This window comes from Streptomyces sp. NPDC096193 (assembly GCF_040302905.1).
GTDB lineage: Bacteria > Actinomycetota > Actinomycetes > Streptomycetales > Streptomycetaceae > Streptomyces.
Map to the genome: position 1 here is coordinate 156,788 of NZ_JBEOSJ010000002.1, position 12,885 is coordinate 169,672.

The 12,885-nt window shown below is 69.9% G+C and carries 14 protein-coding genes; 8 read left to right on the forward strand and 6 right to left on the reverse strand.

Annotation, left to right across the window (positions count from 1 at the left end; all coding sequences use genetic code 11):
• Positions 1–49 precede the first annotated feature (49 nt).
• Genes ABTX78_RS03425 through ABTX78_RS03450 form a run of 6 tightly spaced genes read right to left on the reverse strand, consistent with a single transcriptional unit; the run spans position 50 to position 6,428 of the window.
• Positions 50–1,267 carry a methyltransferase domain-containing protein gene (locus ABTX78_RS03425; RefSeq protein ID WP_352205134.1) on the reverse strand — a complete coding sequence of 406 codons (1,218 nt, stop codon included), beginning with the start codon at positions 1,265–1,267 and terminating at the stop codon, positions 50–52.
• Entirely contained in the window at positions 1,264–1,836 is a 573-nt protein-coding gene (locus tag ABTX78_RS03430) for a dTDP-4-dehydrorhamnose 3,5-epimerase family protein (RefSeq protein ID WP_352205135.1), read from the reverse strand. Before ABTX78_RS03430 ends, ABTX78_RS03425 begins: the two co-directional genes overlap by 4 nt.
• Complete coding sequence (locus ABTX78_RS03435; protein ID WP_352205136.1) at positions 1,833–2,945, reverse strand: DegT/DnrJ/EryC1/StrS family aminotransferase; 1,113 nt, start codon at positions 2,943–2,945, stop codon at positions 1,833–1,835. The genes ABTX78_RS03430 and ABTX78_RS03435 overlap by 4 nt, the downstream gene beginning before the upstream one ends.
• The gene (locus ABTX78_RS03440; RefSeq protein WP_352205137.1) at positions 2,942–3,976 is read right to left on the reverse strand and encodes an NAD-dependent epimerase/dehydratase family protein; all 1,035 of its coding nucleotides are present in this window, start codon (positions 3,974–3,976) and stop codon (positions 2,942–2,944) included. The genes ABTX78_RS03435 and ABTX78_RS03440 overlap by 4 nt, the downstream gene beginning before the upstream one ends.
• Entirely contained in the window at positions 3,976–5,385 is a 1,410-nt protein-coding gene (locus ABTX78_RS03445; RefSeq protein WP_352205138.1) for an NDP-hexose 2,3-dehydratase family protein, read from the reverse strand. Before ABTX78_RS03445 ends, ABTX78_RS03440 begins: the two co-directional genes overlap by 1 nt.
• The gene (locus ABTX78_RS03450; RefSeq protein ID WP_352205139.1) at positions 5,382–6,428 is read right to left on the reverse strand and encodes a glycosyltransferase family 2 protein; all 1,047 of its coding nucleotides are present in this window, start codon (positions 6,426–6,428) and stop codon (positions 5,382–5,384) included. The genes ABTX78_RS03445 and ABTX78_RS03450 overlap by 4 nt, the downstream gene beginning before the upstream one ends.
• Before the next feature lie 492 nt (positions 6,429–6,920).
• Here ABTX78_RS03450 and ABTX78_RS03455 point away from each other — a divergent pair, with 492 nt between their 5' ends.
• The 8 genes from ABTX78_RS03455 to ABTX78_RS03490 all read left to right on the forward strand — a co-directional run bounded on the left by ABTX78_RS03455 (position 6,921) and on the right by ABTX78_RS03490 (position 12,852).
• Complete coding sequence (locus ABTX78_RS03455) at positions 6,921–7,880, forward strand: LLM class flavin-dependent oxidoreductase (RefSeq protein WP_352205140.1); 960 nt, start codon at positions 6,921–6,923, stop codon at positions 7,878–7,880.
• Positions 7,881–7,897: 17 nt separating this feature from the next.
• Positions 7,898–9,004, forward strand: coding sequence for a daptide biosynthesis RiPP recognition protein (gene mpaB, locus ABTX78_RS03460; RefSeq protein WP_352205141.1), 1,107 nt, complete (start codon positions 7,898–7,900; stop codon positions 9,002–9,004).
• Complete coding sequence (mpaM, locus tag ABTX78_RS03465) at positions 9,001–9,822, forward strand: daptide-type RiPP biosynthesis methyltransferase (RefSeq protein ID WP_352205142.1); 822 nt, start codon at positions 9,001–9,003, stop codon at positions 9,820–9,822. The genes mpaB and mpaM overlap by 4 nt, the downstream gene beginning before the upstream one ends.
• Positions 9,819–10,997 carry a daptide-type RiPP biosynthesis aminotransferase gene (gene mpaD, locus ABTX78_RS03470; RefSeq protein WP_352205143.1) on the forward strand — a complete coding sequence of 393 codons (1,179 nt, stop codon included), beginning with the start codon at positions 9,819–9,821 and terminating at the stop codon, positions 10,995–10,997. Before mpaM ends, mpaD begins: the two co-directional genes overlap by 4 nt.
• Entirely contained in the window at positions 10,955–11,101 is a 147-nt protein-coding gene (locus tag ABTX78_RS03475) for a hypothetical protein (RefSeq protein WP_352205144.1), read from the forward strand. The genes mpaD and ABTX78_RS03475 overlap by 43 nt, the downstream gene beginning before the upstream one ends.
• Positions 11,098–12,300, forward strand: coding sequence for a daptide-type RiPP biosynthesis dehydogenase (mpaC, locus tag ABTX78_RS03480; RefSeq protein ID WP_352205145.1), 1,203 nt, complete (start codon positions 11,098–11,100; stop codon positions 12,298–12,300). Before ABTX78_RS03475 ends, mpaC begins: the two co-directional genes overlap by 4 nt.
• Before the next feature lie 96 nt (positions 12,301–12,396).
• Complete coding sequence (locus tag ABTX78_RS03485; protein WP_328861966.1) at positions 12,397–12,585, forward strand: daptide-type RiPP; 189 nt, start codon at positions 12,397–12,399, stop codon at positions 12,583–12,585.
• A 90-nt stretch (positions 12,586–12,675) separates the two neighbouring features.
• Positions 12,676–12,852, forward strand: coding sequence for a daptide-type RiPP (locus tag ABTX78_RS03490; RefSeq protein ID WP_328861967.1), 177 nt, complete (start codon positions 12,676–12,678; stop codon positions 12,850–12,852).
• The last annotated feature ends 33 nt before the right edge of the window (positions 12,853–12,885 follow it).

Here is a 12,885-nt window from a genome sequence, read left to right on the forward strand (position 1 = left end):
GGGCCACTGTCCCGGCCCCTTGGTGACCCCCGCAGGCGCTGACGGGGGGTCAGACAACGTGCACGTCCGGGGTGTAGAAGATCCACTTTCCGCCCCGCGCGCGGAACTCCCGCTCCTTCGCCATGATCTCCTCCGCGTGATTCCAGGCGAAGAGCAGCGCGTATTCGGGGTAGGGGTCGCCGAAGGCGTCCGAGGGCCGGACCGGGATGTGGGAGCCGGGAGTGAGCCGCCCCTGCTTGGCGGGCGTAGTGTCGCAGACGAAGGAAATCAGCTCAGGCCCGATGCCGCAGTAGTTGGCGACGGTGGCGCTCTTGGCCGTGGCACCGTACGCGACGACCCGGTGGCCTTCCGCCCGCAACCGGGTGAGCAAGGCGGTCAGCTCGTCGCGGGTGCGCCGGACGTCGGCGGCGAAGCGTTCCAGCGTGGCCGGCTCGGCGAGTCCCTTGCTGTCCTCGTCGACCAGCAGCTCGGCCACGGCCGCCGTGGGCACCCGTGTGCCGTGGCGCGCGAGGGTGTAGCGGACCTCGCCGCCGTGCACGGGCAGACGGAGGACGTCGACCAGCTCGAAGCCGTAGCGGTGGGCCATGTTCCGCACCGAACGGGCCGTGAAGAAGTAGAAGTGCTCGTCGTAGATCTGGTCGAAAGAGGTCCGCTCGACGATCTCGCCGAGGTAGGGGTCCTCGAAGACGAACACCCCGTCCGGCTTGAGCAGCGCGTCCAGACCGCGGAAGATCGAGTCCAGGTAAGGGACGTGGCACAGGGTGTTGGCCGCGTAGACGACATCCGCCCGGCCGTCGGTTGCAGCGATGTCGAGCGCTGTCTCCTCCTCGAAGAACGCGGTACGGACCCGCACTCCCTTGGCCCGCGCCCGGTCGGCCACGCCCGCTGAGGGATCGACACCCAGATGACGCCCCCCGGCCGCGGCGACGGTCGCCAGCATGACGCCGTCGTTGCAGCCGATCTCGACGACGAACGGGTCCTGGCTGTCGGCCACGCCGGCGAGGATGCCGCGGGCCGTGGTCTCGAAGTGCTCCCGCATCACCGAGGAGCCCGAGGAGTGGTACGGGTAGTCCTCGTGGAACATCCGCTCGCGGGGAACCTCCTCCATCAACTGCACCATCGTGCACGAACCGCACCGCCCGACGGCGAGCCTGAAGAAGAACTCGCCTTTGGTCTCCCCGGGCTTGGGGAAGGCGTCGGAGTTGGGCTGCGCCCCCAGATCGAGGAACTCGGTCAGCGGTCCCGCGCAGATACGGCAGGTGGTCATCGGTTCTCCTGAGGATGTGCGAAGAGCGGAAGCATGCCCTCGTCGGCGGCTTCCGCGAGGGTGACCGCCAGCCGGTCCCGTTGCGAGAGGACCGGGGTGATGTCACGGGGAATGGGCAGGCCGAGTTCCGGGTCCAGGACGGACACGGCGAGCTCGTGCTCTGCGACGTAGCCGGTCGACAGCAGGTAGGACATGACCGTGTCGTCCTCCAGGGCCACGAAAGCGTGCCCCACGCCGGGCGGGAGGTACACGGCGCGGAAGGTCCGGTCGTCCAGGACGACGGAGTCCCAGGTGCCGAACGCCGGCGAACCGACGCGGAGGTCGACGACGAAATCCAGCGCCGAACCGCGCGGACAGTGGACGTACTTCTCGGTGCCCGGGGACACGGCGGTGTAGTGCACACCCCGCACCACGCCCCTGCGGGAAAGACTCTGACTGGCCTGTCTCACCGGGAAGAGCGGCCCGAAGGCCCGCTCCTGGAAGGTGGAGACGAACAGGCCGCGGTCGTCCACGTAGCGGGTGGGGGTGTACTCCACCGCGCCGGGCACCGAGAGCTCGCGTGCCTTCACGACAGTTCCGCCAGTACGTCGCGCAGCGCGCCGATCACCCGGTCCTGCACATCGCGTGGCAGTGAGGGGTACATGGGAAGCGAGAAGATCTCGCCCGCGAGGGTCTCCGTGACCGGAAGCGCGCCCCGGGAGTAACCGAGGTGGGTGAAGCCGGACATGGTGTGCACCGGCCACGGATAGCTGATGTTGAGGGAGATACCGCGTGCCTTCAATGCCTCGATGACGCGCTCCCGTTGGGGATGGCGGACCACGTAGACGTAGTAGACGTGGTCGTTGCTGGGCGCGGTGGCCGGAAGGATCAGCTCGGTGTCCGCCAGTCCCTCGGCATAGCGCCGGGCGACAGCGCGACGGCCCTCGATGTAGGCGTCGAGGCGACCGAGTTTGCGGCGCAGGATCTCGGCCTGAAGCTCGTCGAGCCGGCTGTTGTGCCCGGGCGTCTCGACGACGTAGTACCGCTCCTCCATGCCGTAGTACCGCAGTCGGCGCAACCGGTCGGCCACGGCCGCGTCGGAGGTGATCGCCGCGCCGCCGTCGCCGTACGCCCCGAGCACCTTCGTCGGGTAGAAGGAGAACGCGGAGGCGTCACCGATGGTGCCCGCCTGCCGGCCGTGTCGGCGGGCGCCATGCGCCTGGGCGCAGTCCTCGAGGAGAACCAGGCCGTGTGCCGCGGCGAGTTCCTTCAGCACATCCATGTCGGCGCACTGTCCGTAGAGGTGGACCGGGAGGATGCAGCGCGTCCGGGGGGTGATCGCCGCGGCGACCTGGTCGGTGTCCATGAGGAAGTCCTCCTCACGCACATCGACGAAGACCGGCGTGGCACCGACCGCGTCGATCGCCACCACCGTGGGGGCGGCCGTGTTCGACACGGTGATCACCTCGTCGCCCGGGCCGACTCCCAGGGCCTGGAGGGCGAGCTTGATCGCGTTGGTGCCGTTGTCGAGGCCCACGCAGTGGTCCACGCCGTGGTAGGCGGCGAACTCCGTCTCGAAGCCGTGCACGCTCTTGCCGAGCACGAGCTGCCCGGAGCCGAAGACCGTTTCGACGGCGTCCAGGATGTCCGTACGCTCCTTCGCGTACTCCTCCAGGTAGTCCCAGACGTACGTGGTCACAGGTGGATCCCTTCCTTGGTCGAGAGACCGGCGTGCGGGGGTGTGGGGGTGTGTACGTGTCCGGTGGATGCGGAGTGTGCGGCGACGGCCTGTTCCAGCGCGTCGCGCAGGACTGCCCGGGGCCGCCACCCGGTGACCGACCGGAAGGCGGACGAATTGGCGCGTACACTGCGGAAGTTCATGCCGATGGCACCTTCCGGCGGGTTCACCCGCAGCACGGGTACCGGTGGATGCCCGGTGTGCCGACCGACGATCTCGGCGATCGTCCGGAACACATCCCCGAGGCCGTGGCCGAAGCCGCAGCCGGCGACCCAGTATCGGCCGGCCAGGGCTTCCGCGTGGTCCAGCGCCGACAGGAAGGCGCCGGCCGTGTCCTCGACATGGAGGAGATCGACTTCGATCGTGCCGTCGTGCCACATGGTCAGCGGCTCACCGGCGACGGCCCGGCGGATCATGGCCGCCACCACGCCCCGGCCGAGGTCTCCCGGTACGGGGCCGTGGCCGTAGACGGTCGGCAGCCGCAGGACCACGCCACGGAGCGAGCCCGCCGCGGAGGCCGCGCGCAGAGCGCGCTCCGAGGTCAGTTTCTGCCGTTCGTATGCGTTCGCCGGGGCCGGGCCGCCGGGCGGGAGGACCGTACTTGCGTAGATCACCGTGGGCGGCGGCCCGCCGGCCCGGCCGGAGCTGAGGCTCTCGATGAGGTCGCGCGTCACTGTGACGTTGGCCCGTTCGCCCTCCGGGTCGCCGTCCCTGGTCCGCCAGTCGCCCGCGGCCGACCGGTGGGTGACCAGGTGGATCACGGCGTCCGAGCCCGCCACCGCTTCGGCGAGCGAGACGGGATCGGTGAGGTCGGCCGTGCGGACGTCCAGTTCCGCGAGGCCGTCACCGGCCACGGTGCAAGGGCGGCGCGACACCGTACGCAACCGGACCGGCCGACCGCGCAGGAGCGCGACGACGGCCGAACCGATGTAACCCGACGCGCCGAGCACAGTGACCAGAGGGCGGGCAACTGGCGTCCGGGCCCCGGCCATCACCGTACTCCGGCGGGACTGGGCACCGTGGCCAGGGAGTGCAGACAGGCGAGCAGGCTGCGGGCCTCCATGCTCACGTAGTGGCTGTGACGCAGCAGGCCGGACAGCTGGTGCGGCGTCACCCAGCGGAAGTCAGGGTGCTCGGCCAACTCGGGGCGGTACGGCGTCTCGACGATGAGATGGCGGGTTCGCGCATGGTAGAAGCGGCCGCCCTCTTCCGACTGGACCGTGTCGAATCTGATGGCGGAGGCGGGCGCCCCCAGCACCTCGTCGAGCAGCGGCGGCCGGGCGGCGGGGGGAAGGACGTCGTAGTTCTCCGGCACGCACTGCAAGGTCGGGGCGAGTTCCACGGCATCCACGTAGCCGACTTCCGCGCGCAGTTGAACGAGAGCGTGCAGGACGCCGTCGATACGGGTGACGAGGAGGCCGACGACCCCCATGCCGTACGGCGCGATCATCGGCTGGTCCCAGCGGGCGACTTCGCGGCCCGCGGCCGTCACCTGTACACCGATGACGTCGAAGAACCGGCCGCTGTCGTGGGAGATACGGCCTTCCACCCGCCGCCATCCGGGGAGTCCGGTCAGTGGCACCCCGCTGACGGAGAGATCGGTGCGCACCCGCGTGTCGGTGATCCAGCTGAGGAGATTGTGCTCCGAATGCCGCGTGGGCGAGCCCGGGCGGCACGAACGGAGCAGCGCCATGGTGAATTCGTCCCGGTCCCGGTCCCGGTCCGGGTCCCGGTCCCGCTCGTGTTCCGGTTCCGGTTCCGGTTCCGTGGCGATGAGAGGCAGGCAGGCCAGTACCGAGCGGGTGTCCATGTTGACCAGATCGTCCTGGGCCAGCAGCCGGTGGAGCTGAGGAAGCGTCAGCCAGAGGAAACCGTGGAGGAGTTCCACCTCGCCCTGGACCTCGACCACCATGTTGCGATTGCGTTTGCGCAGGAACCAGGCGCCCTGCTCGGACTGGCGGACGTCGGCCACCACCCGGTGCCGGGAGGGTTCCCTGAAGTACTCGAGGTAGGGGACGGGGTTCCCGCCGTGCACTCGGAGGTAGTTGCTCCGGGTCGCCTGAACGGTCGGGGAGACCTGGATGCCGTCGCAGTTGCCAGGCTCGGCCTTCAGCTGCATCAGATAGTGCGGAACGCCGTCGAACTCCTTGACCAGGATGCCCAGGATACCGATCTCCGGCTGATTGATGATCGGCTGGGACCAGTGGTGGACCGGATGTCCCGGGCGGTCGACGCGCACCCCCTCCACGGTGAAGAAGCCGCCGCGGTGATGACGGATGGTCCCGGTGGCCGGGTCCGCGGACCACCCGGCCAGGGCGTCCAGAGGCACCCTTTCGACCGTGGTGAACATGCGCTCCCGGGCGTCGTCGAGCGCGCGGTAGAACTCCGCCAAGGACGTCACCGGGCCACACTTCCCGCGGGGAGGACATCCTCGAAGAACGCCTGCTGGTGGGTCATCGTGGTACGGAAGTGGGTGCTGTAGCGCTCGGCGTGATCAGCGGTCATGGTGCCCAGCACCATGGCGAGGGCGACATAGCCGTCCTTGGGTTCGATGATCAGGTTGTTCCACACCATCTGGACGGCTTCCACATGCCGGTCGACGGCCCCGGTCAGGGTGTCGGTGCCGCCTTCCCAGCCGAGGGGCAGCACCAGATCGCCGGTGTCGGCCAGCGAGCCGTACCAGTGATGGAGATCCGCGCGGCTGGCTTCGAGCCCCGCTCGGAAATGCCGGGGATGGGTGAGGGCCCGGTACCCGGCGCGGGCGGCACGGGCGTCCTCGAACCGCGCAATCTCATGGTCGTATTCGCACGGAAGGCTGTGCTGCCGGGTGCCGGGGTCGTCCAGCATGTTGACCGTGACGTCGAGGAGCGTCGTGCAACGCGCCCCCGCGTCGGTCATGCGCAGCCACAGGTCCCAGTCCTCAAGGCCGACCGGGGACTCGCGCCAGCCGCCCACCGACTCCGCGAGGCCTGCCCGATGCGCCGCGCACGAGTTCTCGAACAGGGGATTCATCAGCTGGAGTTCAGGCGCCCAGCACATGGTCAGCGGATCAGCGGTGGAGGTGACCGCGCCGGACGCGTTCACCTTCCTCGCCCGGGTGGCCACGAACTGCGCGCCGTCGTCGAAGGCTGCTGTCAGGAGCGCGAGATGGCCGCTCTCCCAACGGTCGTCGTGGTCCAGGTAGGCGATGTACTCGCCCTTCGCCTCGGGCAGGACGAGGTTGGTGGGGCCGGCCTGGAAGCCGAAGTGCGGGACCCGCCGCAGCCGGATCCGGTCGTCCTGCGCCGCGACTTCGGCCACGACCTCGTCCGTGTCGTCGTCGCTGCCGTCGGATACGACGATCATCTCCCAGTCACGCATCGACTGCGTACGGACGGAGTCCAGCGTGGGCAGGATGGCCCGACTGCGGTTGTAGGTCGGGCATATAACGGAGACGCGGGGCATCGGCGCTTCCTTCCGGTCGGCGAATTGGCAGGCGCGAAGGCTCTTTGGATTGCAGTGTTTCCGCAACGAACGGGCGTTGCTCTCGACCCTCGCGCCGAGCCGTCGGTCCCTGAGGAATTCCGCGGCCCGCGCCATTCGTAATGGAATGCCAGGGAACAGGTTGAACGGAAAGGGAGGTCGGTGTCAACAGGGGCGTTCTCGCGGGTCCGCAGGCCGTCCCGGGCGGCGTTGACCTGTACGTCACTGCAGGCAGAGGCCGTTATGGATGCCAGGTGGGGGACATCCCGGTCTGTGGAGGGGGCGATCCTAGCCCTGCGACGGGGGCGGTGCCCCACCCGCAGCGTTTATGTTTGTCCATGTCGCCAACGAGATTCCCGCAAGGGGGCCTTGGTGAAAGAATGCGGTTGACGACCGGACGTAATATGTCGCCGCAGTCGAAAGGATTCTCGTTGCACTCGAATTGACCATCGATGTGCGCGATTCGGGGGACAGATGACCACGTATTCAGTTCTTGTTCCGTTCCTGCCACGCAGGCCGGAACAGTTGCTGCCGTATGCCGCTCTGGTGGACTGGACCGCGGCGGAACGGCTGTGGCAGGGCCAGTCGATGCTCGTCGATCCCTTCCAGGGCTTCGCAGCCGCGGCGGGATCCGGGTTCCGGGTCCCGGTGGGGCTCGGTGTCACGCTGATGCCGTTGAGACATCCCTATGAGGCCGCGCACCAGGTCAGATCGCTGGCCATGGCCACCGGGAATCCGGTGGTGGCCGGGTTCGGGCCCGGCGGGGCGGCATTCCAGCGCAGTCTTCTCGGGGCCCCGTACGCCAGTCCGCTGACCGCGGCCCGTGAGTATCTCGGCATTGTCCGCGGGCTGCTCGACGGCGAAACCGTGCAGGCCGAAGGCGAGTACTTCTCATGCCACGGCGGGCTGTCGCCGAGCCCGGCTCCTCCGGTGGAACTCGGACTCGGTGTGCTGCGTCCTGGCATGGCACGCGTCGCCGGTGCGGTCGCGGGCTGCGCCATCACCTGGCTGACGCCGGCGTCGTACCTGCGCGACACCGTGCTCCCGGCCCTGCGGGAGGGTGCCGCGGCGGCAGGCCGGCCGGTGCCCCGGATCGTGGCCATGGTGCCGCTGGCCCTGCGCCGGCCGGACCGTGACCCGGCGGAGGTCGCACTGGCCGGCAACGCTCCACATCTCGCGGCACCGCACTACATCGACATGCTCCACCGCGCCGGTATCGCGGTGGACGAGGGCGACACGACACTGAGCGCCAAACGCCTGGTGGAGGGCCGCGGTTTCCTCCACGGGGACATCGGCGAACTGGTCGAACAGCTCGCCGAGTTCCGGGAGGCGGGGGTGGACGAGGTCGTGCTGAACACGACCGGAGTGTTCAACCTGCACGGCCATCATGCGGCCATGGCGGACCTCAAGACGATTCTGGCAGCTGTCGCGTAATGAAGGGCACGGGGGACATGGAACACAGTCAGCTCAAGTGGGCGAAGCGGCAGTTGGCGTCCTGGGGAACGGGCCGCACCGGCCCGGGGAACAACGGGCCGGCGCAGGACACCCGCACCGCGACCGTCGTACTGGAGAGCGCCGCACACCTCGCCTCGGTGCTGGCCTCGGACTTCGTCGGCGACCGGACTGTCGTCTTCGTGCCGGGCGGCCGTCCGGGAAGCCGGACGGATCCGCAGGCCCCGGGTGCGGTCGGGCCCCTCGTCGTCCCGTACGAAGGCTGCCTCGCCGAGCCCGGCGACGAGATGTCGGTCGGAGACTCCTTCTTCCTGCAGACCCAGGACTACGCCACCAGCGAGTACATGTCGGTGATCGGCCCGACGCTGATCAGGGTCACCGAAGAGGCCGACTTCGACGGGTACCTGGCGGACGCGGACCGCGCCCGGAACCAGGGGGCGTTCGTAGCCTTCGCCACCGATCCCGCCGTGCGTATCGGCGACCTCTCCGCGCTGGGCGCGGGCCCGGTCGGCGACGGCCCGTTCACCCGCATGTACGTGCGGTCCACCGGAGAGGTGTCCCTCTCGCCCGTAGCCCTGCCCCTGGGCACCGTCGCCGACGGCGGCGCGGCTCTGGCGGCGGAGTGGACCAGGCTCAACTCCGGAAGCGCCCAGCCCTGCGCGGTCTCCCTCGGTCTCGCCGTGCCCGACCGGTCACGTACCGACGCGCTGACCGCACGGCCGTGGCTCGGCCGGTATCTGGCCGCCCTCGACGCTGTCCGGGAGCTTCGTGCCCGGGGGATCACCGGCCTCAAGGTCTCCGGATTCGGCGGCCGCCTGGTGCCCGGCCTGGCCGAACTCGGCGAAAGCGCCGCCGACCGCCATGACGTGGATGCCCCGCTGCTGCTGTGGACCGAGGAGAAGGCCGTGGTGCACAGTGCCGGCACCGGCCGGTTCTTCGCCCTCGACCGTGCCGCCGCGGAGCTGGCCGAGACCCTGCTGGTCCACGGATCGGTCGAGGCCGCCTCCGCCCACGCGGACCGCGCCGCGCTGACCCAGGTCGAGACCTTCTTCTCCAGCGCCGGTGTCCGGCTCTCGGTCCCGGCCCCGATGGCGGGGGTCCGATGACGGCGACGGTCATCGGCGGAACGCCGCAGACGGTCCCCGGGCGGGCCGGCCGCGCGCTGGCCGAGCTCGGTGACCGGGTGGTCATGTGCGGGATCTACGACGAGGCCGGATCACTGATCTACGACGACCTCAGCAGAAACGACACCCATGAGGTCCGTGAACTGATCGGTCTCGTCCGTCGACGCCCCGGGCCGGTACTGGAACTCGCCGCAGGAACAGGCCGGTTGACAATGCCCCTTCTCGCGGCGGGCAAGGACGTCACGGCGCTCGAGCTGGAACGCTCCATGCTGGACCTGCTCCGGGCCCGCCTTCAGCAGGCTCCCGGGCGACTGCGCGAACGCTGCACCACCGTCGAGGGGGACATGACGTCCTTCGCCCTGGGCCGCCGGTTCGGAGCGGTCGTTCTCGGGACGACCTCGGTCTCGCTGCTCGACGAAGAGGGCCGTACCGCGCTCTATGGCACGGTGCGCGACCATCTGGCCCCCGGCGGAGCGTTCCTGCTCTCCACCACGTACCCCACCACCGGATCCACGCAGGACGAGATACGCATCGACATGCTCGGCGCCAGCGGTCGGCTCTATCACCTGCATGAGCACTGGTCCCCGCGGACCGGCACGCGCACCGTCACCCTCCACGCGGCCGAGCTCTCCGAAGGCCCGGTCCACGTGTGCACCTCGACCGTCGCGGCCCTCCCGGCCGACCTGCTGGAGGACGAACTGGTCTCCGCCGGGTTCCGGGTGAACGCCCGGCACACGCTGCGCACCGGTGGCGATCGACACGAATCCGTACTCCTGGAAGCAGAGGTGGAGACCCGATGAACGCCGGACAGGCCCTGTGGCCCTCACTGTTGCCGCCCGGGCAACAGGGCGACGATGCGCTGTGCGCGGTCTCCGCCGAAGGCGTCCGCGTGCGCTTCGCAGACGGCCGTGAACTGCTCTGCGGAACCAGCGGGTTGTGGAACACCAACATCGGCTACGGCAATCCCGTCATCGCCGAGGCGGTGGCGGTGGCCCTGCGCGACGCCTCCTACCTGAGCGTCTTCCGGTACGAGAACAGCTATGCCCGCGAAGCCGCGACGGCCCTCGTCGACCTCTGCGGCGCAGACCACTACGGCCGGGTGCTCTTCTCCACCTCGGGCGGCGCGGCCAACGACCTGGTGATGAAGGTCGCCAGGCTGCACCACGCGCTGCGTGGCGACGCCCGGCGCAAGGTGGTGGTGGGTCTGCGCGGCAGCTACCACGGCCTCACCTTCGGCAGCTTCGCGCTGACCGGCGATGATCTGGGCCAGTCGGTGTACGGCGTCGATCAGCGGCTGGTACGGCACGTGGCCCCGAACGACCCGGCCGAGTTGGTGTCGCTGCTCGGCAGACAGGGGAGCCAGATCGCGGCCGTTGTCGTCGAACCCGTCCTCGGCAGCGGTGCGGTACCGCTCACCGAGGAGTACGTGGACGCTCTGCTGCGGTTGCGTGACGAGCATGGGTTCCTGCTGGTCGCCGACGAGGTGGCCACCGGCTTCGGCCGTACCGGTTCCTTCCTCGCCTCGCAGCGGTGGTCCGGGCAGCCCGATCTGGTGGTCGTCTCCAAGGGGCTCACGAACGGCACCATGCCTGCCGCCGCCGTCGTCGTCTCGACCGAGGTGGCCCGGGTGTTCAGCGACGCGGGAGCCGTGCTGGCGCACGGCGAGACCCAAGCCGGAACCCCGGCGACGTGTGCCGCGATCCTCGCCACCATCGAGGAGATGCGCCGGCTCGACGCGATCGCCGCCGGCCGCAGGCTGGCCGAACTCCTGGACGCCGAGCTGGACCGGATGGTCGCCGATCGTCCCGATGTCACCGGCGCCACCGGCGTGGCTGCTTCCGGGCCCTGCGACTGTGCGGCCGGGACGGGACGCCCCTGCCGCAAACCGAGGTCCCGGCCGTGGTCGCGGCGATCAGGGCGGCGGGTGCCATCGTGCACCCCGGACCGCACGGCATCCAGCTCTTCCCCGCGCTGACCTACCGTGATGCCGAACTGGCCGAGCTGCTGAAGCGGGTACGTACCGGACTGACGGCGTACGCCCGGACGGCGACAGCCGGGGCGGCAGGGGTGGCCGGATGAACCTCAGCTGGCACTGCCCGACGCTCACCCTGTTCGGCGCCGACGGGATCGCCGGATGGCTGGAGGCACGGCCTGCCGCGCGGCACGTCACCGTACTGGTCGACGCGGCCGTCGCCGACGGGCCGATCGTCTCCCGGGTACGGACCTCGGTCGCAGGACCGAGCCGTGACGTGCGCGTCCTGGCTCTGGACGGTCCCGGTGACGCGGACGGTGTCCTCGCGCTGGCGGACCGCCTGAGCGATACGGATCTGATCGTCGGCGTCGGCGGCGGCGCCCTGCTCGACCAGGCCAAGCTGGCGGCCCTGGTGCGGAACAACCCGGCCGTCCGCACGCGGTTGACCCTGCCGCAGCGCAGCGGGCTGATCCTGCTCCCGCCCGAGATCCACCGCGGCCTTCCCGTGGTCGCGGTGCCTACCACCGTCGGTACGGGTGCGGAACTGAGCGCGGCGGCGTGCCTGGTCTTCCCGCAGGGCAGGCGGCTGATCCTGGGGGAGTCGCTGCGACCCGATGTCGCCGTACTGGACCCGCTGGCCACCGCCACACTGCCGGACGAGCTGATCGCCGAGGGCGTGCTGGAGGCCTTGTTCCGTGTGGTGAGCCTGTATGTGGGCGACCACCGGGACCTGCCGACCGAGGACGCGCTGGCCGAGACCCTGGCCGGGCGGCTAACCCGGCTCGGGCATCAGCTGCGTGACGTACGGCTGGGCGGCGGGCGCAGCGACGACCGGATCCGGCTGGAGATCGCCAAGGTGAGCGGACTGACCCACCTGGGCTGGACGTACATCGGACGCGATCGGTACGGGGCCAAGGGCTGGTACCTGGCCAACGAGCTGTCGTCCGTGCTCGGGCTGCGCAAGATGACCGCCGTGGCGGCGCTGCTGGAGCCGTTGTGGCGTGCCATCGCCGACGGCGACCAACGGCTGGGGTCGGCCCGGCGGTTGTCCCGGATGTGGGCGCTGCTGCGTGCCACCGATCCGGACGCCCTGCCCGAGGACCCGGCGGCGGGGATCGGCGCACTGACCGATGCCTGGCTGGTGGACCGGCGGATCAGCGCCGACGCCGCACGGCTGGACACGGTCACGGCCCGGACCGTGCGCGCCTGGGGAGCCGGACTGCCGATGCTCGGGGGGCTGCGGGCCGCCGACGTACGCGGCCTGCTCGACGGCGCCGTACTCGACGCGGAACCGGCACTGCGCTGACGCCGCGTCACCACAGACTTCCGGACCCCGCACCGTGATCACGGTGCGGGGAACGGGGGAACACACGAAATCCGATTTCAGAGGGAGGGAAACATCATGCAGGGAGTCATCGACTTCTCGCAGGACCTGTCTGTGCCGGCACTTGAGCTCGGCATGCAGGAGCTCGAGGCCATGGAGGCCCCGGGTTGGTCCACGTGGGCCGGCTTCGGCACGGGCACGGCTGTCACCAGCGCCATCGCCTACGGCAGCGTCTACGTGGCCGTCAGCGGCGCGGCGATCACCTAGAACGGCCCGGCCGCCCCCGGACCGCCTGACTGCGGTCCGGGGGCGACCAGCACCAACCGCCCCGAGTACCGATCGAGAAGAGGTATCGATATGCAGGCGATCTTCGAGCCCAAGACGGGCTTTGAGCTGAAGGATAATGGACCGGCTCTGGAGCTGGGGATGCAGGAGCTGGAGGCCATGGAGGCCCCGGGCTTCTACACCGGTTTCAAGGACGGCCTGATGTTCAGCATCGCAGTGGGTGCGCTCAGCGTGGCTGCCTCTACCTGATACCTGCCCGGGGGCGTGTGCCCCTCGCGGTGT

Bases quoted from the DNA above. Each gene is read 5' to 3' on its own strand.
- mpaB (WP_352205141.1), top strand. From the start codon at position 7,898: ATGGAACACAGTCAGCTCAAGTGGGCGAAGCGGCAGTTGGCGTCCTGG.
- mpaM (WP_352205142.1), top strand. From the start codon at position 9,001: ATGACGGCGACGGTCATCGGCGGAACGCCGCAGACGGTCCCCGGGCGG.
- ABTX78_RS03455 (WP_352205140.1), top strand. From the start codon at position 6,921: ATGACCACGTATTCAGTTCTTGTTCCGTTCCTGCCACGCAGGCCGGAA.
- ABTX78_RS03425 (WP_352205134.1), bottom strand. From the start codon at position 1,267: ATGACCACCTGCCGTATCTGCGCGGGACCGCTGACCGAGTTCCTCGAT.
- ABTX78_RS03440 (WP_352205137.1), bottom strand. From the start codon at position 3,976: ATGGCCGGGGCCCGGACGCCAGTTGCCCGCCCTCTGGTCACTGTGCTC.
- ABTX78_RS03450 (WP_352205139.1), bottom strand. From the start codon at position 6,428: ATGCCCCGCGTCTCCGTTATATGCCCGACCTACAACCGCAGTCGGGCC.
- mpaC (WP_352205145.1), top strand. From the start codon at position 11,098: ATGAACCTCAGCTGGCACTGCCCGACGCTCACCCTGTTCGGCGCCGAC.
- ABTX78_RS03485 (WP_328861966.1), top strand. From the start codon at position 12,397: ATGCAGGGAGTCATCGACTTCTCGCAGGACCTGTCTGTGCCGGCACTT.
- mpaD (WP_352205143.1), top strand. From the start codon at position 9,819: ATGAACGCCGGACAGGCCCTGTGGCCCTCACTGTTGCCGCCCGGGCAA.
- ABTX78_RS03490 (WP_328861967.1), top strand. From the start codon at position 12,676: ATGCAGGCGATCTTCGAGCCCAAGACGGGCTTTGAGCTGAAGGATAAT.